The sequence below is a fragment of the Hydrogenophaga sp. ANAO-22 genome (assembly GCF_042466645.1).
In the GTDB taxonomy this organism is placed as follows: domain Bacteria; phylum Pseudomonadota; class Gammaproteobacteria; order Burkholderiales; family Burkholderiaceae_C; genus Hydrogenophaga.
The window spans coordinates 3,473,632-3,494,546 of record NZ_CP159956.1 but is presented as its reverse complement, the minus strand read 5'-3'; the positions used below and the strand labels follow the sequence as shown (position 1 = coordinate 3,494,546).

The 20,915-nt window shown below is 68.8% G+C and carries 23 protein-coding genes; 16 read left to right on the top strand and 7 right to left on the bottom strand.

The window, feature by feature from the left end:
* Positions 1-4: 4 nt before the first annotated feature.
* The gene (locus ABSY19_RS16820) at positions 5-1,354 is read left to right on the top strand and encodes a PQQ-dependent sugar dehydrogenase (RefSeq protein WP_382153676.1); all 1,350 of its coding nucleotides are present in this window, start codon (positions 5-7) and stop codon (positions 1,352-1,354) included.
* Between the two features lie 73 nt (positions 1,355-1,427).
* On the opposite strand, the gene ABSY19_RS16815 is transcribed toward ABSY19_RS16820, so the two are convergent.
* Positions 1,428-1,592: a DUF1328 domain-containing protein gene (locus ABSY19_RS16815; RefSeq protein ID WP_382153673.1), complete on the bottom strand. Its 165-nt coding sequence runs from the start codon at positions 1,590-1,592 to the stop codon at positions 1,428-1,430.
* A gap of 157 nt (positions 1,593-1,749) precedes the next feature.
* Complete coding sequence (locus ABSY19_RS16810; RefSeq protein WP_291111933.1) at positions 1,750-2,382, bottom strand: response regulator transcription factor; 633 nt, start codon at positions 2,380-2,382, stop codon at positions 1,750-1,752.
* A gap of 214 nt (positions 2,383-2,596) precedes the next feature.
* Between ABSY19_RS16810 and ABSY19_RS16805 the strand changes: the two genes are divergently transcribed.
* From ABSY19_RS16805 to ABSY19_RS16775, 7 genes are all read left to right on the top strand, one after another.
* On the top strand, positions 2,597-2,836 hold the full coding sequence (locus ABSY19_RS16805; RefSeq protein WP_382153670.1) for a CsbD family protein: 240 nt from the start codon (positions 2,597-2,599) through the stop codon (positions 2,834-2,836).
* 60 nt (positions 2,837-2,896) lie between these two features.
* Entirely contained in the window at positions 2,897-3,337 is a 441-nt protein-coding gene (locus ABSY19_RS16800; protein ID WP_382153667.1) for a BON domain-containing protein, read from the top strand.
* A 117-nt stretch (positions 3,338-3,454) separates the two neighbouring features.
* Positions 3,455-3,766, top strand: a complete 312-nt coding sequence (locus tag ABSY19_RS16795) for a BON domain-containing protein (protein WP_382153665.1) — start codon at positions 3,455-3,457, stop codon at positions 3,764-3,766.
* Between the two features lie 169 nt (positions 3,767-3,935).
* Complete coding sequence (locus ABSY19_RS16790) at positions 3,936-4,277, top strand: response regulator transcription factor (protein ID WP_382153662.1); 342 nt, start codon at positions 3,936-3,938, stop codon at positions 4,275-4,277.
* Positions 4,278-4,440: 163 nt separating this feature from the next.
* Positions 4,441-5,760 carry a CHASE3 domain-containing protein gene (locus tag ABSY19_RS16785; RefSeq protein ID WP_382153659.1) on the top strand — a complete coding sequence of 440 codons (1,320 nt, stop codon included), beginning with the start codon at positions 4,441-4,443 and terminating at the stop codon, positions 5,758-5,760.
* A complete protein-coding gene (locus ABSY19_RS16780; protein ID WP_382153656.1) occupies positions 5,757-7,115 on the top strand; it encodes an ATP-binding protein in 1,359 nt (452 codons plus the stop codon). The genes ABSY19_RS16785 and ABSY19_RS16780 overlap by 4 nt, the downstream gene beginning before the upstream one ends.
* Before the next feature lie 24 nt (positions 7,116-7,139).
* Complete coding sequence (locus ABSY19_RS16775; RefSeq protein ID WP_382153653.1) at positions 7,140-7,835, top strand: DUF1345 domain-containing protein; 696 nt, start codon at positions 7,140-7,142, stop codon at positions 7,833-7,835.
* 12 nt (positions 7,836-7,847) lie between these two features.
* On the opposite strand, the gene ABSY19_RS16770 is transcribed toward ABSY19_RS16775, so the two are convergent.
* Complete coding sequence (locus ABSY19_RS16770) at positions 7,848-8,012, bottom strand: hypothetical protein (protein ID WP_382153651.1); 165 nt, start codon at positions 8,010-8,012, stop codon at positions 7,848-7,850.
* 229 nt (positions 8,013-8,241) lie between these two features.
* Between ABSY19_RS16770 and pyk the strand changes: the two genes are divergently transcribed.
* Entirely contained in the window at positions 8,242-9,675 is a 1,434-nt protein-coding gene (pyk, locus tag ABSY19_RS16765) for a pyruvate kinase (protein ID WP_291111957.1), read from the top strand.
* 103 nt (positions 9,676-9,778) lie between these two features.
* On the opposite strand, the gene ABSY19_RS16760 is transcribed toward pyk, so the two are convergent.
* Complete coding sequence (locus tag ABSY19_RS16760; protein ID WP_382153647.1) at positions 9,779-10,546, bottom strand: YdiY family protein; 768 nt, start codon at positions 10,544-10,546, stop codon at positions 9,779-9,781.
* Positions 10,547-10,690: 144 nt separating this feature from the next.
* On the opposite strand from ABSY19_RS16760, the gene ABSY19_RS16755 reads away from it, so the two are divergent.
* Entirely contained in the window at positions 10,691-11,581 is an 891-nt protein-coding gene (locus tag ABSY19_RS16755) for an alpha/beta hydrolase (RefSeq protein WP_382153644.1), read from the top strand.
* Here ABSY19_RS16755 and ABSY19_RS16750 read toward each other — a convergent pair.
* Positions 11,550-12,122, bottom strand: a complete 573-nt coding sequence (locus tag ABSY19_RS16750) for a phosphatase PAP2 family protein (protein ID WP_382153641.1) — start codon at positions 12,120-12,122, stop codon at positions 11,550-11,552. The genes ABSY19_RS16755 and ABSY19_RS16750 overlap by 32 nt on opposite strands.
* 142 nt (positions 12,123-12,264) lie before the next feature.
* Between ABSY19_RS16750 and fba the strand changes: the two genes are divergently transcribed.
* Positions 12,265-13,329, top strand: coding sequence for a class II fructose-bisphosphate aldolase (gene fba, locus ABSY19_RS16745; RefSeq protein ID WP_382153638.1), 1,065 nt, complete (start codon positions 12,265-12,267; stop codon positions 13,327-13,329).
* 54 nt (positions 13,330-13,383) lie between these two features.
* Here fba and ABSY19_RS16740 read toward each other — a convergent pair whose 3' ends face one another.
* Complete coding sequence (locus ABSY19_RS16740) at positions 13,384-14,211, bottom strand: IclR family transcriptional regulator (RefSeq protein WP_382153636.1); 828 nt, start codon at positions 14,209-14,211, stop codon at positions 13,384-13,386.
* Between the two features lie 182 nt (positions 14,212-14,393).
* On the opposite strand from ABSY19_RS16740, the gene ABSY19_RS16735 reads away from it, so the two are divergent.
* The 3 genes from ABSY19_RS16735 to ABSY19_RS16725 all read left to right on the top strand — a co-directional run bounded on the left by ABSY19_RS16735 (position 14,394) and on the right by ABSY19_RS16725 (position 18,159).
* Positions 14,394-16,082, top strand: a complete 1,689-nt coding sequence (locus tag ABSY19_RS16735; RefSeq protein WP_382153633.1) for a long-chain fatty acid--CoA ligase — start codon at positions 14,394-14,396, stop codon at positions 16,080-16,082.
* A 40-nt stretch (positions 16,083-16,122) separates the two neighbouring features.
* Entirely contained in the window at positions 16,123-17,121 is a 999-nt protein-coding gene (locus tag ABSY19_RS16730; RefSeq protein ID WP_382153630.1) for a tripartite tricarboxylate transporter substrate binding protein, read from the top strand.
* Positions 17,122-17,250: 129 nt separating this feature from the next.
* Positions 17,251-18,159 (top strand): phosphoribosylaminoimidazolesuccinocarboxamide synthase, encoded by a 909-nt coding sequence (locus ABSY19_RS16725; RefSeq protein WP_382153627.1) that lies wholly within the window; start codon positions 17,251-17,253, stop codon positions 18,157-18,159.
* Here ABSY19_RS16725 and trxA read toward each other — a convergent pair whose 3' ends face one another.
* Positions 18,160-19,071 (bottom strand): thioredoxin, encoded by a 912-nt coding sequence (gene trxA / locus ABSY19_RS16720; protein ID WP_382153625.1) that lies wholly within the window; start codon positions 19,069-19,071, stop codon positions 18,160-18,162.
* A 112-nt stretch (positions 19,072-19,183) separates the two neighbouring features.
* Here trxA and purE point away from each other — a divergent pair, with 112 nt between their 5' ends.
* Together purE and ABSY19_RS16710 are read left to right on the top strand one after the other, a co-directional pair.
* Positions 19,184-19,672: a 5-(carboxyamino)imidazole ribonucleotide mutase gene (gene purE / locus ABSY19_RS16715; protein WP_291111981.1), complete on the top strand. Its 489-nt coding sequence runs from the start codon at positions 19,184-19,186 to the stop codon at positions 19,670-19,672.
* The gene (locus ABSY19_RS16710) at positions 19,669-20,910 is read left to right on the top strand and encodes a 5-(carboxyamino)imidazole ribonucleotide synthase (RefSeq protein WP_382153622.1); all 1,242 of its coding nucleotides are present in this window, start codon (positions 19,669-19,671) and stop codon (positions 20,908-20,910) included. Before purE ends, ABSY19_RS16710 begins: the two co-directional genes overlap by 4 nt.
* Positions 20,911-20,915 lie beyond the last annotated feature (5 nt).

The window sequence follows — 20,915 nt, the reverse complement described above, 5'->3', positions numbered from 1 at the left end:
CCCCATGCCCCAGCCCCAGCTGCTTCCTTCGCCGAACTGGCGCGCCCGCACCGCCGTGGGCCTGACCGCGCTGCTGGCGCTCGGCGCCTGCGCCGAATCGGCCCGCCACAGTGTGGCCGAGGGCACGGGCCCGAACCCGGTCCTGCCGGCACCGAACAAGACCCTGATCCCCACGGTGAACGTGGCGCCCGTCGTCGGCTGGCCCAGTGACGCGGCGGCGCCCACCCCCGCGCCGGGCACGCGCGTGACGGCCTTCGCGCGCGACCTGGCGCACCCGCGCTGGCTGCTGGTGCTGCCCAACGGCGACGTGCTGGTGGCCGAGTCCGCCGCGCCCCCCAAGCCGGAAGGCAGCGGGGGTGGTTTCAAGGCCTGGGTCACCGGCCTGTTCATGAAGCGCGCGGGCGCGGCCGTGCCCAGCGCGAACCGCATCACCTTGCTGCGCGATGCCGACGGCGACGGCGTGGCCGAGTTCCGCTCGGTGCTGCTCAGCGGCCTGCACTCACCGTTCGGCATGGCGCTGGTGGGCGAGCGCCTGTTCGTGGCGAACGCCGACGCGGTGCTCGGCTTTCCGTACCGCACGGGCGACACCACCATCGGTGCGCCCGGCACCCCGCTGGTGGCCCTGCCGGCCGGCGTCAACCACCACTGGACCAAGGGCCTGATCGCCAGCCCCGACGGGCAGCGGCTCTACGTGAGCGTGGGCTCCAACAGCAACGTGGGCGAGCGCGGCATGGCCGCCGAAGAAGGCCGCGCCGCGATCTGGCAGGTGGATGTGGCCACGGGCGCGCACCGCCTCTTCGCCACCGGCCTGCGCAACCCCGTGGGCATGGCCTGGGACGCCTCGGGCCGCACGTTGTGGACGGTGGTGAACGAGCGCGACGAGCTCGGCAGCGACCTGGTGCCCGACTACCTCACCTCGGTGCGCGACGGCGGCTTCTACGGCTGGCCCTACAGCTACCATGGCCAGCACGTGGACGCGCGCGTGCAGCCGGCGCAACCCGCGCTGGTGGCCACGGCGATCACACCCGACTACGCGCTGGGCCCGCACACCGCGTCGCTCGGCCTGGCCTCGTCCCGTGGCAGCGCCTTGCCCGCGCCGTTCGTGAGCGAGGGCATGTTCATCGGCCAGCACGGCTCGTGGAACCGCCAGCCGCACAGCGGCTACAAGGTGATCTTCGTGCCCTTCCAGGCGGGCCGGCCCGCCGGCATGCCGGTCGATGTGCTGACCGGCTTCCTGAATGCGGATGGCAAGGCCCAGGGCCGGCCGGTGGGCGTGGCGATCGACCGGCGCGGCGGCTTGCTCGTGGCCGACGACGCGGGCAATGTGGTCTGGCGGGTGAGCAGCGAACGCTGACGCCAAAAAACGAGGGCCCGACCGGCAGACGCCGGTCGGGCCCTCATGGCGGTGAAGCGAGCGGAATGGCTCGTCAGCGCTTGCGGATCAGGCCGACCACGATCGAGACCAGGGCCATGACCAGGAAGACCACGAAAAGCAGCTTGGCGATGCCGGCCGCGCTGGCGGCGATGCCGCCGAAGCCCAGCACAGCGGCAATCAGGGCGATGACAAAGAAAACCACGGCGTAGTGCAGCATGGTGGGCTCCTGTGTGAGGCCGGTGGTCCGGCCTTTTGGTGGGTTCACAACGACCACCGTTGTGATGCCTTCACTGTAGGGACACCGGTGCTCGAAAGCTGCAAGCCCGAGCGCCGTTGTCTCGTAGGACGGCACCGACACTTCGCGCGCACGCCGCCTACTGGATCAGGCCGTTCTTCAGCGCGTAGTAGGTGAGGTCGCTGTTGCTCGTGAGCTTGAGCTTTTCGAGCACGCGCGTTCGGTAGGTGCTGACGGTCTTGATGCTCAGGAACATGGACTCGGCCATGTTGCCGATGGTCTCGCCCTTGGCCAGGCGCAGAAACACCTGCAGCTCGCGCTCGGACAGCAGCTCGTGCGGCGGGCGCTCGGCATCGCCTGCTGCGTTGTCGGCCAGCAGCTCGGCCACGGCCGGGCTGATGTAGCGCCGGCCGCGCGCCACCGTGCGGATGGCGGTGACGATGTCGTCGGGCGCGCAGTCCTTGTTCAGGTAGCCGCTGGCGCCGTAGCGCAGCAGCGTGGTCGCGTACTGGGCCTCGGGAAAGCCGCTGAGGATGAGCACTGGCAGATCGGGAAAACGCGCCTTGATGGCCTGCAGCGCGTCCACACCGCTGTGGTCGGGCATGGAGATGTCCATCAACAGCACGTCCACCTCGCCCCCGCGCACGAGTTCGAGGGCCTCACGGCCGTTGTTGGCCTCGCCCGTCACTTTCAGGTCCACGTGTTCGCTCAGGAACTGGCGCAGGCCCGACCGCACGATGGCGTGGTCGTCAACGATTCCGACTTTGATCATGGTGTCCTTGATGCTCTCTTCTGTAGGGGCCGCAAGCAATTTAACAGGCCGGCTCCCCGGGGGCAGTCAGACGGCTCCTACAACCCCGCCCCGCGCATCGGCCATGTCCTACACAGGCTCGGCCCGCCGCCCGACATCCGGCAACCGGCGGATTTCCTACAGTGACTCCACGGTCTTCTGACCGGTACCTGCAACCCAACCACAAGGAGTCGCCATGAACTGGGATCGCATCGAAGGCAACTGGAAACAAGTCAAGGGAAAGATGGTCGAGCAGTGGGGCAAGCTCACCGACGACGATTTCGACGTCGTGGCCGGCCGCCGTGAACAGCTCACCGGCAAGATCCAGGAGCGCTACGGCGTGGCCAAGGACGAGGCCGAACGCCAGGTGGCGGACTGGGAACGCCGCGTCAGCGACGACTGGTTCGAAAACCCCAACGACCGCAAGCCGCACTGACCTGCGAATTTGCTTCATTCACCTTCGTCGGCCTGACCGGCGATCTGAAAGGACAACATCATGAAACGCAACACCCGACTCGCGGCCCTCGCGGCCGCCGCCATGGCCACCAGCCTGATCGTGGCCTGTGGCCAGAAGGAAGACGAAACCGTGGGCCAGCGCATGGACAGCACGGTGGAGCAAACCCAGGCAGCGGGCGCTGAACTGCGCGCCGATGCCAACAACGCCGCTCAGGACGTGAAGGCCGCCGGCAACGAAGCCGCCGACAAGATCGCCATGGGCGCCGCCGACGTGGCCATCACCGCCAAGGTGAATGCCGCCCTGGCCGGCGACTCGCAACTGAGTGCGCTCAAGATCGACGTGGACACCACCAATGGCCACGTGGAACTCAAGGGCACCGCACCCGACCCCGCTGCCCGAGATCGCGCGACCGTCCTGGCCGCTGCCGTCGAAGGCGTGGTGAAGGTGGAAAACCGCCTGACCGTCGAGGCCAAGGGCTGACCAGCCCCAGGCCCATCTCTCTCTCTCTGAATTTCAAATGACCACCACCGCCACCGGCGGGCCCCGTCCACAGGGGCTCGCCGGTCGCTCCAAGAACCCAACCTCGAGGAGAATCCCATGAAACTGTCACACACCCTGCTGGCCATTGCCGCTGCCACCGCCGTCGTTCAGATCACCGGCTGTGCCGTGGCCCGCGATCAACAGACCGTCGGCGCCTACGTCGACGACGCCACCATCACCACCCGGGTGAAGGCCGCCTACGCCAAGGATCCGGTTGTGGCCGCCACCTCCATCCATGTGGAAACCCTCAACGGCACGGTGCAGCTCTCGGGCTTTGCCAAGTCCGCCGGTGAAAAGAGCGCGGCCGAGCGCCTGGCGCGTGAAGTCAACGGGGTGAAATCCGTCAAGAACGACATCGCGGTCCGCTGACCGCGAGCGACGGCCGCCGCGTGTAGGACTCCGCCTACACGAAAATCAGCGGCCGTGAAGGCGCGGGAGCGCACAGGCGCGGCAAGATGGCCGCGCTTGTGCGTGAAGGCATCCTGGATGCCATTCGCCCGCACCGGATATCCTTGGAACGCTCACGCCCGCCTGCCCCATGTCGCCGCTCAGAACCTACATCGTCGAGGACAACAAGGTCATCTATGAGAACCTGGTGTCCACGCTGGAAGAGCTGGCCAATGTCGAAGTGGTCGGTCACGCCAGCGACGAAGAGACGGCCGTGCACTGGCTGCAACAGGGTGATCGGTTCGACCTCATGATCATCGACATCTTCCTGGTCACCGGCTCGGGCCTGGGTGTGCTGAAAGCCGCCCAGGAGTCGAATGTGCCGGCGCGCCGGGTGGTGCTCACCAACTACGCCACACCCGATATCCGCAAGCGCTGCGCGCTGCTGGGGCGGACCGGGTGTTCGACAAGTCGTGTGAACTGGACGATTTGATCGCCTATTGCGAACGCATTTCCGACGGCTCGGCCACCGCGCCCGGCGGTCTTCAATAGGTCCGGCCCGCCCCTCCAATGCCCTCCCCCCTCCCATCCCTGGGCGCCGCGCACCCTGGCGAACCCCGCTGGCCATCGCGCTGGCGGTGTTGCTGGCGCTGGGGGTGTTGGCCGGAGCGGAGTGGACCTACCAGCGCGCCCTGGACTCCCTGGCCAGCCTGGGCGCGCGGGACACCGCGCGCAACGCCATCCAGACCGTGATGCGCCGCCTGCTGGACATGGAAACCGCCCAGCGCGGCTACCTGCTCACCGGCCGACCGCAGTACCTCGACCCCTACCAGGCCGCCGAAACCGACATCGCGCATGCCATCAGCCGCTTGCGCGAGCACTACCGCAGCGACCCCGATCTGCTGCGCCTGGTGGACAGCCTGCAGGAGCGCGCGCGCGAAAAAACCTCGGAGGTCACCGAGACCATCGCCCTGTACAACGCCGGCTCCCACGCCGCCTGGCACGGGCTGATGCTCACCGACATCGGCCGCGAGAAGATGGAAGGGGTGCGCCGGGTGGCCGACGTGCTGATGGTCACGGAAGAGCGCCGGCTGGGCATCGAGCGCGCGGCCATCTACCGCACGCTGGCGGCGGGCCACATCGGCGTGTACGTTCTGACGCTGCTGAGCCTGCTGGCCTACGTGTTCTTCCTGCGCAAGAACGCCGCCCTGCAGACCAGCCAGATCGAACATGCCCGCCACCTGCAGACGGAGCGCGATTCGCTGGAGAGCCAGGTGCGGCTGCGCACGGAAGAGCTCGCGCAGCTCAACCTGGGCCTGCAGGAGATGCGCGACGGCGAGCGCAGCGGCCTGGCGCGCGCGCTGCACGACGACCTGGGCGCCCTGCTCACCACCGCCAAGCTCGACCTCACGCGGTTGCGCCACTCGCTGCACACCACCGACCCGGAGGTGACCGAGCGACTGCGGCACCTGAGCTCCTCGCTGGATGAAGGCATCGGGATGAAGCGGCGCATGATGGAAGAGCTGATGCCATCGGCCCTGCACAACCTGGGCCTGCAGGCCGCGATCGAGCACCGCGCCACCGAGTTCGAGCAGCAGACGGGCGTGACCATCGACCTCGCCTTCATGCCCGTGACGCTGGACGTGCCGTCCGAACAGGCGCTGTTCGCGGTGGTGCAGGGCGCGCTGTCCAATGTGGAGCGGCACGCCAGCGCCACGATCGTTTCGCTGCGCCTGGCCCAGGAAGGCATCCACGCGGTGGTCGAGGTGCAGGACAACGGACTGGGCTTTGCCGACCGCCAGGGCACCACCTCGGCCAGTGGACTGAGGAACCTGCGCCACCGCATCGAGTCGCTCGGCGGGCAGTTCAGCGTGCACTCGGTGCCGGGCTCGGGCACCCGCGTCATGGCGCGCCTGCCGTTGCGCCAGCGCGATCCGGCCCAGCCCGGTGCCCCACGTGCTACAACCTCCGGATGATGATCAAGTCCTCCATCGAACGTGTGGCGCGCAACCGCTTCGGGATGCCCATCATCCTGGCGCTGGCGCTGATCATGCTGGTGGTCAACGAAGCCAGCTACCAGCATTCGCGTTCCACGCTGATGCAGGGCATCACGCTGAGCGATGCGCGCCAGCAGGCCGCCCGCACCCTGCAGGCCCTCACCGACGCCGAGGTCGCGGTGCGCGCCTTCATGCTCAGCGCCCAGCAGGCCGACCTGAGCAACTACCGCGAGGCCATCAACGAGATGGAGGGTGTTCAGCAGGACGCGTTCAAGCGGCTGGAAGAGCTGGACCCCAAGCGCACCGTGTCGGTGGTGAACGTGCGCAAGCGGATCGAGGAGCGCACGGCCACCTTGAACCAGTGGGTGAGCATGACCGAGCAGGGCCGGCGCATGGATGCCCAGACACTCGCCGTGAGCGACCAGGGCCGCCTGCGTTATGCCGAACTGCGCCAGGAGTTCGAATTCGTGCTCGAACGCGCCGCCGCGATCCAGAAGACGGCGCGGGTGTCGCTCTACGACGCGATGATGATCAACCGGCTGGCGATCCACCTGCTGGTGCTGGTGGCCTGGGTGGCGCTGATCCTGTTCATGCGCCAGTTGCGCGACAACGACCGGCGCCTGTCGGAGGAGCACCAGCGGCTGGCCACGCAGGTGGCCTTGCGCACCACCGCGCTGCGCAACCTGGCCGGCCACCACGTCAACGCCCGGGAAGACGAGCGCGGGCGGGTGGCGCGCGAACTGCACGACGAGATGGGCGGCCTGCTCACCGCGATGAAGCTCGACATCGCGCGCCTGCGCCGCGTGCCCGCCCTGCCGCCCCCGGCGCTGGAGCGCCTGGCCAGCATCGAACAGCGCCTGACCGAGGGCATTGCCGTGAAGCGGCGCATCATCGAACACCTGCGGCCGTCCTCGCTGGACCAGCTGGGCCTGATCCCCGCGCTGGAAATGCTCTGCCAGGACGCGGCCGGCCGCATGGGCATCGAGGTGGAGATGCACCTCTCGCCGGTCGAACTCGGCAAGGACGCGGAACTCACCGTGTACCGGCTGGTGCAGGAGTCCCTGACCAACGTCCAGAAGTACGCACGGGCCCACCGCGTGTGGGTGGGACTGGCGCAGGAGGACAGCACGGTGCGCGTCTCGGTGCGCGACGACGGCCAGGGATTCGACATCGACAGCGTGCCGGCGGGCCACCACGGCCTGCTGGGCATGCGGGTGCGGGTGGAGTCGCACAGCGGCCAGCTGCACGTCCACAGCGAGCCGCGCCAGGGCACCCTGGTCGAGGCCGAGCTGCCGGCGAAGACCGTGGACACCTCCGCCGCAGATCCGGCCTGAACGCGCCGCCCTGCCCGCCGGCCCATGCCCCGCTCACGGCCCACCCACCCGCTGCCGCACCGGCTGACCCACCTCACGGCCTGGGAGCGGCAGGCGGTGGCCTTGCTGCCGGCGGTGCTCGTGGGCGCCGCCAGCGCCATCTGGGCCTCCCTCCCCGGCCCCGCCCCCTGGCTCATGGCCTGGATCGTGTACTGCGCCACCTACGTGGGTCTGGTCTGGCACCTCGCCGCGCGCCTGGACGCAACCGCCACCCAGCAACGCGCGCAACGCGAAGACCCGGGTGCCGCGATGCTGTTCGTGCTGGTCACCGCCGCGGCTTGCGCGAGCCTCGTGGCGGTGGCGATGAACGTGCAGGCCACGCAGGCGCTGCAAGGCTGGCAGCGCGCGTCCAGCCTCGGGCTCATGGCCTTGTCGCTGGCCGGCGCGTGGCTGCTGATCCAGGGCGTGTTCACGTTGCACTACGCGCGGGTGTATTACCGCAGCCAGGGCAGTGCAGGCACGCCGGACCGGGGGCTCGGCTTTCCCGACGGCAAGGACCCGGACTACCTCGACCTGCTGTATTACAGCGCGGTGATCGGCATGACTTCGCAAGTGTCCGACGTGAGCATCCGCAGCCGCGGCATGCGGCACCTCACGCTGGTGCACGCCCTGCTGTCGTTCGCGTTCAATCTGATCGTGCTGGCCACGGCGGTCAACGTGTTCGCCAGCGCCGGGCGCTGAGAGCCGCCAGGCTCAAGGCGTGAGCGTGGTGGCCAGGGCCGAGACGGCGGTGTTCATGCCCGCCACGGCCCGCACGAAATGGGCCTCGACGTCGAACCAGGGATGGACCGCTGCCGCCGACACGGCGATCACCAGGGTCGCGATGTAACCCACGATGGCGGGGGCGGGCATGTGCATGGGGTCCTCCGTGAATGGCTTCGGCGTTCCGGAGGGCATCCTTCGCGCGTGGGTTCACTGTAGGGACGGCTGGCCCGCCGCCCCACCGGACAACGGCGGCTTGGGGTGTCGGACGTGTCCTACAAAAGCGACAGGCGGCGGCCTGTAACCAGCGCGTAACTGGTTTCACGGATAATTGAAACCAAATTACAAACCGGCCTCGCGGCCCCTTCTGGAGACAGCTTCCATCATGTCCATGCGCGCCACCAAGATCGTTGCCACCCTGGGTCCTGCCTCCAGCGACCCCGACCTGCTGGAGCGGATGATCCGCGCCGGTGTCAACGTGGTCCGGCTCAACTTCTCGCACGGCACCGCCCAGGACCACATCGACCGCGCCGAACTGGTGCGCGCGGCGGCCCAGCGCGCGGGCCGCGAGGTCGGCATCATGGCCGACCTGCAGGGGCCCAAGATCCGCGTCGGCAAGTTCGCCCAGGGCAAGGTCATGCTGGAGCCGGGCATGCCCTTCGTGCTCGATGCCTCGCGCACCGAACCTGGCGACATCGAGGGCGTGGGCCTGGACTACAAGGAGCTGCCACGCGATGTGAAGGCCGGCGACACCCTGCTGCTCAACGACGGCCTGATCGTGCTCACCATCAACAAGGTGGTTGGCCCGGCGGTGCACACCACCGTCAAGCTCGGCGGAGAGCTGTCCAACAACAAGGGCATCAACAAGCAGGGCGGCGGGCTGACCGCCCCCGCGCTGACCGCCAAGGACATGGACGACATCAAGACCGCCATGGGCCTGAAGGCCGACTACGTGGCGGTGAGCTTCCCCAAGAACGCGACCGACATGGAACTGGCCCGCCAGCTCTGCAATGTGGCTGGCGCCGCCCTCGCCCACAAACCGGCGCTGATCGCCAAGATCGAGCGCGCCGAGGCGATCCCCGAACTGGCCGCGATCCTCAAGGTGTCCGACGGCATCATGGTCGCGCGCGGCGACCTCGCGGTGGAAGTGGGCAACGCGGCGGTGCCCGGCCTGCAGAAGCACATGATCCGTCTCGCGCGCGAAATGGACAAGGTGGTCATCACCGCCACGCAAATGATGGAGAGCATGATCGTCAACCCGGTGCCCACGCGCGCCGAGGTGAGCGACGTGGCCAACGCGGTGCTCGACGGCACCGATGCGGTGATGCTCAGCGCCGAGACCGCCGCCGGCCGCTTCCCGCTGGAAACCGTGATGGAGATGGCCAACATCTGCTCGGAAGCCGAGAAGGCCGAGTACCGCGAACTGTCTGCCGACTTCCAGGGCAAGACCTTCAAGCGCATCGACCAGTCCATCGCCATGGGCGCGCTGTTCACCGCCCACCACCTGGGCGCCAAGGCCATCGTGGCGCTGACCGACTCGGGCTCCACCGCGCTGTGGATGAGCCGGCACAACGTGCGCATGCCGATCTACGCCATGACGCCCAACCTCTCGACCCAGCGCCGCATGACGCTCTACCGCAACGTGCGACCGCTGCTCATGGACAACAGCACCGACCGCGACTCCGCGCTGCTGGACGCCGAGGCGCACCTGAAGAAGCGCGGCATCGTGCAGACCGGCGATGTCTACGCCATCACCGTGGGCGAACCCATGGGCCAGCCCGGCGGCACCAACACGCTCAAGATCTGCCGCGCGGCGTAAGCGAGCTCCCCCCGCCGCGCTGCGCGCGTCCCCCTCAAAGGGGGCGCACCCTGGGACCGGCAAAGCCGGATCCTCGTGTGCCCTGGCCAAAGGCAGCGCCTACTCAGTCAAACCGAAGCGAGACGCCGGTCACGAACATCGTGTCGGCTTTCTTGAGGTTGGTCCCGGGGTCGCTGTCGTAGCGGTAGCTCAGACCGGCCGACAGGTTGAGCGTCTGCGTCATCGCAACGGTCAGACCCGTGTCCAGCACGGCGCGGTACTTGCCGGAATCCCGCAGGTCGGGGTACAGCGAGAATTTCTGGCGCAGGCTGGTGGTCTCGGTGAGCTTGTGGCTGGACTCCTCCGCCAGCACCAGCTCCAGGCGGCCGTACCGGTCGCGCATGGCGCCGGCGATGTCGGTGGACCGGATGTAGCGGTCGTAGGTGTATCCCAGACCGACGGACACGTCGAAGAAGCCCCGCTCTTCCTGCCACACGTGCCGGCCCACACCACTGGCCACCGAGGTGCGGCTGGAGATGTTGGCCAGCCGGTCGCGCAGCAGCTCGCCCGAACCGAAGCCGAACCAGTCCACCGAGAAGTCGCGGTTGTACTGGGTGCGCAGGCCGTAGCGCTCGGTGGTGTCCACGCCCGAACTGCGCGCGCGATCGGCCTTGGCGGCCCAGGTCCACTTGTCGTCGTCGGTCTCGCGCGCGCCCTCGGCCGCGAGGTTGAGCGTGCCGGCGTTGTTGTTGCCCGAGGAGATGTTGGCCCCCGCGGTGAGCAGGTAGCGCCATTGGCCATCGGGTTTGAGCGTGACCTGGGCCTGCGAGAGGGCTGGCGCGAGCAGGGCCGAGACAGCGGTCAGTGTCGCGATCAGGGGGCGGCAGGGCATGGCGAGTCCTTTCTTGTTGTGTCCGGAATGGCAAAGTGATCCTTAAGAGGGTTCGCCTTGGCGGGGCCGCAGTTCCCCGTGTTTTGTGACGAAAGGTTTCGATTCGCCTTGAATCCATCCACCGCCCGGCCGCGTAAAACCCGAATGACCACCCATTCACCGATCCCCACGCCACGCCGTCGCCTGCTGGCAACGCTCGCGTTGCTGCCGTGGCTGCAGGCTTGCTCGCCGCTGCGCCTCATCAATGCCACCGTCAGCAGCGACACGCACACGGTGCTGCGCGACCAGGCCTACGGCAGCCACGCGCGCCAACGGGCTGACGTGTACATCCCCGCCCCTGCGATCACCGCCGCGCCCCTCGCCGTGTTCTTCTATGGCGGCAGTTGGAGCAGCGGCGACCGGGCGGACTACCGGTTCGTCGGCGAGGCCCTGGCCTCGCGCGGCATCGTCACCGTGGTGGCCGACTACCGTCTGAGCCCCGATGTGCGCTACCCGGTGTTCCTGGAGGACGGCGCCGACGCGGTGCGCTGGGCCGCCGACCACGCGGCGTCGTTCGGCGCCTCGCGCGAACACATCTTCGTGGTGGGCCACAGCGCGGGAGCCTACAACGCGGCCATGCTGGCGCTCGACCCTCGCTGGCTGGCGCGCGTGGACCTGGCCCCGCGCCAGTTGGCCGGCTGGGTGGGCCTGGCCGGGCCCTACGATTTCCTGCCCATCGGCAATCCCGAGGTGCAGGTGGCCTTCGAATGGCCCCACACGCCGGCCGACTCGCAGCCCCTGTTCCACGCCAACGCGGGCCATGCCACGCCCCAGCGCGTGCTCCTGCTGGCCGCCCGGAAAGACACCCTCGTGAACCCGCAGCGCAACACACTCGCCATGGCTCGGGCGCTGGAACGGCGGGGCACGCCGGTGGACGTCGAGCTGTTGGACCGCGTCAACCACACGACGTTGATCGGCGCGATGGCACGCCCGCTGCGCGGACTGGCGCCGGTGCTGGATCGCGTCAGCGGTTTCCTGAACCGGCCACCGGCCTGACCGGCCAGGCGGCGCGGCGCCGCGCCAGCCAAGCGAAGCCCTGCCGGGCCGTCACCGCGCACGCCGCCCCCAGCAGCAGGCCCACGGCGATGTCCGACACGAAGTGCAGGCCCAGGAACACCCGGCTCCAGGCGATGGTCAGCGCCACCCCACCGGCCACGACCAGCCAGCGGCGCGGGCGCGACGGGGCGAACAGCGTGAGCGCCAGGGCCCAGGCGCCCGCCACCGCCGCATGAAAGCTCGGAAAGCTCGCCGTCGCCGCATGCTCGAGCCACTGCCCGCCCAGGCCCAGTTCGAAGGGCCGGGCCACGTGCACCGTTTCGCGGATGCCTCGCACCGCCAACCAGGCCAACACCATGGCCAGGCACACGCCGAGGAACTGCCGGCGACCGGTTGGACCGAACAGCAGCAGGGGCACCAGGCCCAGCACCGCCAGGGCGGGCAGGTCGGTGGACACCCAGCGCGCCAGCGCGAGCAGCCAGGCCGGCGTGTCGGCCGTGGCATTGATCCAGAGGAAAAGCAGGGTGTCGAGGTGGGTCATGGTGTGGCTGAAAGTTCGACCCAGTCTGGCCCGCGCACATTAAGGGCGTGTGAAATGACACAAGCTCATCACATCCGCGTTACAGGTCGAAAGTTAAAATGCCGGGTTACACCACGGTTACCAACTGATTAAGGGGAATCTCATGGCGCTCGTTTCCATGCGCGAACTGCTCGACCACGCCGCCGCCAACGGCTACGGCATTCCGGCTTTCAACGTCAACAACCTCGAACAGGTGCAGGCCGTGATGGCTGCCGCCGACGAAGTCGGCGCGCCGGTGATCCTGCAAGCCAGCGCCGGGGCCCGCAAATACGCCGGCGAGCCCTTCATCAAGCACCTGATCCAGGCCGCGATGGAGGCCTACCCTCACATTCCCCTGGTGATGCACCAGGACCACGGCACCTCTCCCAAGATCTGCGAAGGCGCGATCAACCTGGGCTTCGGCTCGGTGATGATGGACGGTTCGCTGATGGAAGACGGCAAGACCCCGGCCTCGTTCGACTACAACGTGGACGTGACCCGCAAGGTGGTGGACATGGCGCACAAGGTCGGCGTCACCGTGGAAGGTGAGCTCGGCTGCCTGGGCAACCTGGAAACCGGCGAAGCCGGCGAGGAAGACGGCATCGGCGCCGAAGGCAAGCTGGACCACAGCCAGATGCTGACCGACCCCGAAGAAGCCGCCGTCTTCGTCAAGGCCACCCAGCTCGACGCCCTGGCCATCGCCATCGGCACCAGCCACGGCGCCTACAAGTTCAGCCGCAAGCCCACCGGCGACATTCTCGCGATCAGCCGCGTGAAGGAAATCCACAAGCGCATCCCCAACACCCACCTGGTGATGCACGGTTCCTCGTCCGTGCCGGCCGAGCTGCTGGCCATCATCAACCAGTACGGCGGCAAGATGAAGGAGACCTACGGCGTGCCGGTCGAGGAGATCCAGGAAGCCATCAAGCACGGCGTGCGCAAGATCAACATCGACACCGACATCCGCCTGGCGATGACCGGCGCGGTGCGCAAGTTCCTGGCCGAGAACCCCGACAAGTTCGACGCCCGCGAGTGGCTCAAGCCCGCGCGCGAAGCCGCCAAGCAGGTCTGCAAGGCCCGTTACCTCGAGTTCGGCTGCGAAGGCCAGGGCAGCAAGATCAAGGGCGAGAGCCTGCAGGTCGTCGCCGCCAAGTACGCCAAGGGCGAACTCGCCCAGCTCGTGAACTGAGCGTTCACCGCTCCCGCGCCCACGCCACCCTCGCGGTGGCGTTTTTCATGGCGCTCAATCCTCCCATGCCGCGGCCTGGATGGCCGCCACGATCTCCCGGCCCGAGCGCACCAGCGCAGGCCCGAAGTTCTCGTGCAGCAAGGCCCCCTGCAGGCGCGAGGCCGGCCCGCCCACGGTGAGCGCCAGCGGCTCGCGGCCGTCGCCGAGGTCGATGCCCACGCCGATCGCGGCGATCTCGCTCTCCCATTCGGACTCCGACGTCACGCACCCGCGCTCGGCGTGGTCGGCCTCGGCGCGCCGCAGCCCGGCTTCGCGCACCGGCCACAGCGCCGCGTTTTCCGCCTGCAGCCGGCCGGCGATCAGCGCCCGCATGCCCGGTGGTGTGGCGCACCAGATCGCACGCCCCATCGCGGTCTCGGCGAACGGCAGGCGCGTGCCCACGTCCAGCCCGAGGATGAGGCGCGCCGTGCTGCGGCAGTGCGCCACATAGACCACCGAGGTGCCATGCCGCACGCCCAAGGAGATCGCGGCCTGGGTGTGCTCGGCCAGCGTCTCCATGAACGGCCGCGCGATGCGCCCGACCTGGAAGTTGGACAACACGCTGAAGCCCAGCGAGAGCACCGCCGGGCTCAGCGCGTATTCGCCAGTGGCCGCGCGGTGCCGCAGGTAGCCCAGGCTGGTCAGCGTGAACGTGAGGCGCGAGACAGTGGCCTGCGGCAACCCGGTGCGGCGCGCGAGCTCCTGGTGCGCGAGCCAGCGGTCCGACGGCCCGAAGCTGCGCAGCACCGTGAGCCCGCGCGCCAGCGCAGTGACGAAACGGCGGTCCTCGGCGGGATCGGTGTCGGCCAGCGGGGTGGTTGGCGTGTGGCGCTGGCGCCCCATGGAATGTCTCCTTTTTCTGCAGATCGGAATACGGCACCTCCCGTATTCCGCGCATCGGAATTCTGAAGCTCTTTCGTCGGATGCCGGATGCTCGGTTTCCCTGAATGGCATTTACACGGCCAAGGCGTGGACCGTATATTGATCTTCATCTTCTTGTTTTCCGCTAAGCGGAATCAAACACCATGCCCTCGCAAACGGCCCACTGGCCGCCCGGCCTGCCCCGGCAACTCACGCTGCCACAGACCAACCTTTTCTACAACCTCGAGGTCTCGGCCACGCGGTTTCCCGACAAGCCCTTCATCGTCTTCTACGACACGCCGCTGAGCTACGCGCAGTTCCTGCGCGAGGCCGAGCACATCGCCGGGCACCTGCAACAGGTGTGCGGCGTGAAGCCGGGCGACCGCGTGCTGCTGTGCATGCAGAACAGCCCGCAATGGGCCCTGGCCTTCTACGGCATCCTGCGCGCCAACGCGGTGGTGGTGCCGGTGAACCCGATGAACCGCGAGGAAGAGCTGCGCCATTGCCTCAGCGACAGCGGCGCGCAGGCGGCCTTCGTGGCGCAGGACCTGTTGCCGCAGCTGCGACCGCTGCTCACCACCGAGGATGAAGGCCTGCGCCACCTCGTGGTCGCCACCTACAGCGACCACCTGCGCGTGCCCACCGAACTGCGCGTGCCCGACTTCGTGGCCGCGCCGCGCGCACCCATCGAAGGCCCCGGCCTCGTGGCCTGGGCCGACATGGTGGCCGCCGCCCGCGCGCCCGGGCCGCTGACCACCGGGCCCGACGACCTCTGCGCCATGCCCTACACCTCGGGCACCACCGGCCTGCCCAAGGGCTGCATGCACACCCACCGCAGCGTGATGAGCACGCTGGTCGGCGGCGTGCGCTGGTTCGGCACCTCGCAGGATGCGGTCTGTCTCTCGGTGCTGCCCTTCTTCCACGTCACCGGCCTCTCCGGCAGCCTGAACGGCCCGCTGTACGCGGGCGCGACTCTGGTGGTGCTCTCGCGCTGGGACCGCGAGGTCGCCGCGATCTGCATGCAGCGCTACCGCGTCACGATGTGGCAGGCGATCTCCACCATGGTGATCGACTTCCTCGCGCACCCGCAGCTCGACCAGTTCGACCTCGCCAGCCTGGCCTGCGTGCGCGGCGGCGGCGCGGCCATGCCCGACGCGGTGGCCGCGCGCCTCAAGGCGCTCACCGGGCAGGACTACATCGAGGGCTACGGCATGTCCGAGACCATGGCCGCCACCCACATCAACCCCACACACCGGCCCAAGTCCCAGTGCCTGGGCCTGCCGGTGTTCGACGTGGACGCGCGCGTGCTCGACCCAGACACCCTGGCCGAACGCCCCGCCGGCGAGACCGGCGAGATCGTGGTGCACGGGCCGCAGCTCATGCAGGGCTACTGGCGCAACCCGCAGGCCACCAGCGAGGCCTTCATCGAGATCGACGGCCAGCGCTTCCTGCGCACCGGCGACCTCGGCCACGTCGATCAAGAAGGCTACTTCTTCATGACCGACCGGCTCAAACGCATGATCAACGCGAGCGGCTTCAAGGTCTGGCCGGCCGAGGTGGAGGCGCTCATGTACCACCACCCGGCGATCCAGGAAGCCTGCGTGATCGGCGTGCGCGACGCGCGCCGCGGCGAGACCGTCAAGGCCCTGGTGGTGCTGCGGCCCGGACAGCGGGGGCTGGTCAGCGAACAGGACGTGATCGACTGGGCGCACGGCCACATGGCCGCCTACAAGAGCCCGCGCATCGTGGAATTCGTGGAAACGCTGCCCCGCTCGGGCAGCGGCAAGGTGATGTGGCGCGAACTGCAGGAGCAGCAGGCCGCGCGCGACGCACAGACACCCCATCCCTCCTGAGCAACCGCCCACCCGGCATCACCACAGAAGGAGACAAGGCATGCAACACCCCTCATCACCCCCCTCGAAACGCCGCCGCGCGCTGCTGCTGGCCAGCGCCGCCAGCGCGGGCCTGGCCCCGTTCGGCCTCGCGCAGGCGCAATCGCCCGCGTACCCGAACCGCCCCGTGACCATGATCATTCCCTGGCCCGCCGGCGGCTCGACCGACCGCCACCTGCGCGCGCTGGCCGAGATCGCCAGCAAACACCTGGGCCAGCCCATCGTGATCGAGAACCGCCCCGGTGCCGGCGGCACCCTGGGCCCCAGCACCATGGCGCAAACCGCCAAGCCCGATGGCTACACCATCGCCCAGTTTCCGCTCGGCCTGCTGCGCATGCCGCACATGCAGAAGACCAACTGGGACCCGCTGACCGACTTCACCTACATCATCGGCGTCTCGGGCTACACCTTCGGCCTCACCGTCAAGGCCGACTCGCCCTACAAGACCTTCAAGGACTACATCGAGGCCGCGCGCAAGCAGCCCGGCGCCATCAACTACGGCTCCACCGGCACCGGCAGCAGCCCGCACCTGCTGATGGAAGAGCTGGCCGGCAACGCCAAGGTGCAGCTCACGCACGTGCCCTTCAAGGGCAACGCCGACCTGCAGGCCGCCCTGCTCGGCGGCCACGTGATGGCGCAGAGCGACGCCAGTGGCTGGGACAAGTACGTGGACGGCGGCCAGATGCGCCTGCTGGTCACCTTCGGCGAACAGCGCACCCAGCGCTGGCCCGAGGTGCCCACCGCGCAGGAACTCGGCTACGGCGTGGTGTCCACCTCGCCCTACGGCCTGGCCGGCCCCAAGGGCATGGACCCGGCCGTCACCAAGGTGCTGCACGATGCGTTCAAGAGGGCCATGGAGGACCCCAGGCACATCGAGGTGCTGGGCCAGCTCAACCAGGCCATGTGGTACCGCAGCGGCGACGACTACCGCAAGTGGGCGGCCGAGACCTACGCCAAGGACAAGACCCTGATCGAGCGCCTGGGGCTCGCCGCCAAATAGGCGCCGCACCGGCGGACTCGACTTTCGGCCCCATCCCGCCGCCAACTTGCGATAATCCCCCGGAATGGTTCAAAGCCCGTTGGCTGTTCAACGGGCTTTTTTCTTGTCCTGCTTTTTTCCGATCCGATCATGACCTCTGCCTTGCACACCTCGGCCCTGACCTCCCTGCCCCTGCTGGCGCGCGGCAAGGTGCGCGACAACTACGCCGTGGGCGACGACCGCATCCTGATGGTGGCGAGCGACCGCATCAGCGCGTTCGACGTGATCATGGGCGAACCGATCCCCGGCAAGGGCGAGCTGCTCACCCGGCTCTCGCTGTTCTGGTTCGACCAGCTCGGCCCCAAGGGGCTGAACATCTGCCCGATCCACCTCACCGGCGACGCGCCCGAGAGCGTGGTCTCGCCCGCCGAGGTGCCGCAGGTCACCGGCCGCTCGATGCTGGTGCAGCGCCTCAAGCCGATACCGGTGGAAGCCGTGGTGCGCGGCTACCTGGCCGGCAGCGGCTGGAAGGAGTACCAGGAAAGCCGCTCGGTCTGCGGCGTGAAGCTGCCCGAGGGCCTGCAGAACGCCTCGCAGCTGCCCGAGCCCATCTACACGCCCGCGGCCAAGGCGGCCATGGGCGAGCACGACGAAAACATCACCTTCGAGCGCACGGTCGAGATGATCGGCCCCGAACTCGCCGCGCAGATCCGCGACGTGTCGATCGCGCTCTACAAGGCGGCCGCGGCGATCGCGCTGAAGAAGGGCATCATCATTGCCGACACCAAGTTCGAGTTCGGCCTGGACAAGGCCGGCAAGCTGGTGCTCATGGACGAGGTGCTCACGCCCGACAGCTCGCGCTACTGGCCGGCCGAGAGCTACGTGGTGGGCCAGAACCCGCCCAGCTACGACAAGCAGTTCCTGCGCGACTGGCTGGAGACCGCGCAGGTCAGCGGCAAGCCCTGGGACAAGACCCCCCCCGCGCCGCGCCTGCCGCGCGAGGTGATCGAGAAGACCGCCGCCAAATACCAGGAGGCGCTCACGCGCCTCATGAACTGATCAGCTGAGAACCACGCTGGAGAGGCGGCGGCGGTAGGTCGCCACCGTCGGGTCTTCCGGCGGCACCTGGCCTTCGGCCACCTTGGGCTTGGGTGGGTCGATCACGTCGAGGATGGCGATGAAGGTCTTGCGCGCCAGCTCCTCTTTCCAGGCCTTGTCGCGCATCAGGATCTCCAGCAGTTCGTCCATGGCCGCCGTCCACTGGCCGTAGGCCATGAGCAGTTGCGCGAGCGCGAAGCGCGATTCGAAGTCGCGCTTGTTGGCGGCGATGGCGGCCTGCAGCTCCGCCGCGCGGGCATCGGGGTCGGCCACCTCGGCCTGCGCATCGCGCGCGGCCATCCAGCGCTGCAGCGAATCGAGCCGGCGCACGCCCGCGGCCTTGGCGATCACCGGGGCGAACGCCACCTTGGCGTCGTCGTCCTGCCCCATCTCCAGCAGCAGCTTCACAAGGTCGAAGCGCGCGTCGTCGTTGTCCGGTGCCGCCTGCACCGCCTCGCGCATCTTCTCCAGCGCGCCGTCCAGGTCGCCCTGGGCGAGCGCGTCCTGCGCATCGGGCTCCACCGCCTCGGCCTCGGGTTCGTCGCCGCCGGGGGGCAGGTGCTTGTCGAGAAAGGCCTTGATCTGGCCCTCGGGCATCGCGCCCATGAAACCATCGACCGGCTGGCCGTTCATGAGCAGCACGCAGGTGGGAATGCTGCGGATGCCGAAGGCGGCGGCGAGCTGCTGCTCCTGGTCGGAATCGATCTTGACCAGCTTGAAGCGGCCGGCGTAGTCGGCCTCCAGCTTCTCCAGCAGCGGGCCGATCACCTTGCAGGGGCCGCACCACGGGGCCCAGAAATCCACCAGCACGGGGGTGTGCATCGAAGCCTCGATGACCTCGGCTTCAAAGTTGGCGACGGTGACGTTGATCATGGGAGCGGCCTGGGCAAACGTAAAATCCACACTTTACCGGAGACGCCATGCCCTGCCATGCGCGCGACCGCTCCAGCCCCCCGCGGGGGGCGCATCGGCCAGAGGCACCGTCATGAACTCCATCCAAGTGGGTGTGCTCATGGGCTCCAGCAGCGACTGGGACACCATGCAGCACGCCGTGCAGATCCTGCAGGACTTCGGCATCGCGCACGAGGCGCGCGTGGTCTCGGCGCACCGCATGCCCGACGACATGTTCACCTACGCCGAAGCGGCCGCGGGGCGCGGGCTCAAGGCGATCATCGCCGGGGCCGGCGGCGCGGCGCACCTGCCGGGCATGCTGGCGGCCAAGACCGTGGTGCCGGTGCTCGGCGTGCCGGTGGCCAGCAAACACCTCAGCGGCGTGGACTCGCTGCACAGCATCGTGCAGATGCCCAAGGGCATTCCCGTGGCCACCTTCGCCATCGGCGCGGCCGGCGCGGCCAACGCGGCGCTGTTCGCCGTGGCCCTGCTGGCCAGCCACGACCCCGAGCTGCGCCACAAGCTCGACACCTTCCGCGCCCAACAGACCGCCGCCGCCCGCGCGATGACCCTGCCCGCATGAGCTTCAAGACCCTTCTCCCCGGCAACCCTTCCGTGCACAGCGGCCAGCAGACCACGCTGGGCGTGATGGGTGGCGGCCAGCTCGGCCGCATGTTCGTGCAGGCGGCGCAGGCCATGGGCTATTTCACCGTGGTGCTCGACCCCGATCCGGCCAGCCCCGCCGGCCTGGTCAGCCACCACCACATCAGGACCGCCTACGACGACGAGCAGGGCCTGGCCCAGCTGATGCAGCGCTGCGACGCCATCACCACCGAATTCGAGAACGTGCCGGCGCACGCCCTGCTCACGCTCGCGGCCCAGCGGCCGGTCGCCCCGTCCGCCGCCTGCGTGGCCGTGGCGCAGGACCGCGTGAAAGAGAAGGCCCACTTCGAGCACTGCGCGCCCATCAGCGGCGTGGCGCCAGCGCCGCACGCCGTCATCACCACCGACGCCTCGCTCAAGGCCGTGCCGGCCGATCTGCTGCCCGGTATCCTGAAGACCGCGCGCATGGGCTACGACGGCAAGGGCCAGGTGCGCGTGTCCACGCGCGAGGAACTCGCCGCCGCCTGGGACGACCTGGACAAGGTGCCCTGCGTGCTGGAGAAGATGCTCCAGCTGCGCGCCGAATGCTCGGTGATCGTGGCCCGCGGCGCCGACGGCCAGGTCGTGAGCTTCCCGGTGCAGAAGAACACGCACCACGACGGCATCCTCGCCCTCACCGAGGTCTTCGACGGCGCGCTCGATCCCACGCTGGCACAGCGCGCGCAGGCCAGCACGGTGGCCATCGCGAACCACCTGCAGTACGTGGGCGTGCTGTGCGTCGAGTACTTCGTGGTGCAGAACGCCGATGGCGCGCTCGACCTTGTGGTCAACGAAATGGCGCCGCGCCCGCACAACAGCGGCCACTACACGCAGAACGCCTGCGACCTGTCGCAGTTCGAAGCCCAGGTGCGCGCACTCGCCGGCCTGCCGCTGCCCACGCCGCGCCAGCACAGCCCGGCCATCATGGTCAACCTGCTGGGCGATCTCTGGTTCGCGCCCAATGCCGTGCGCGCGCAAGCCAGCAGGACACCCGTGTCGCCGCCCTGGGGCGCGGTGCTGGCCCTGCCCGGCACCCACCTGCACCTCTACGGCAAGCTGGGCGCCCGCCCGGGCCGCAAGATGGGCCACCTCAACATCACCGGCGCCAGCGTGGCCCAGGTGCGCGAGACCACCGCGCAGGTGCTGGCGCTGCTCGGCCTGCCCGCGCTCGGCGCCTGAGGCGC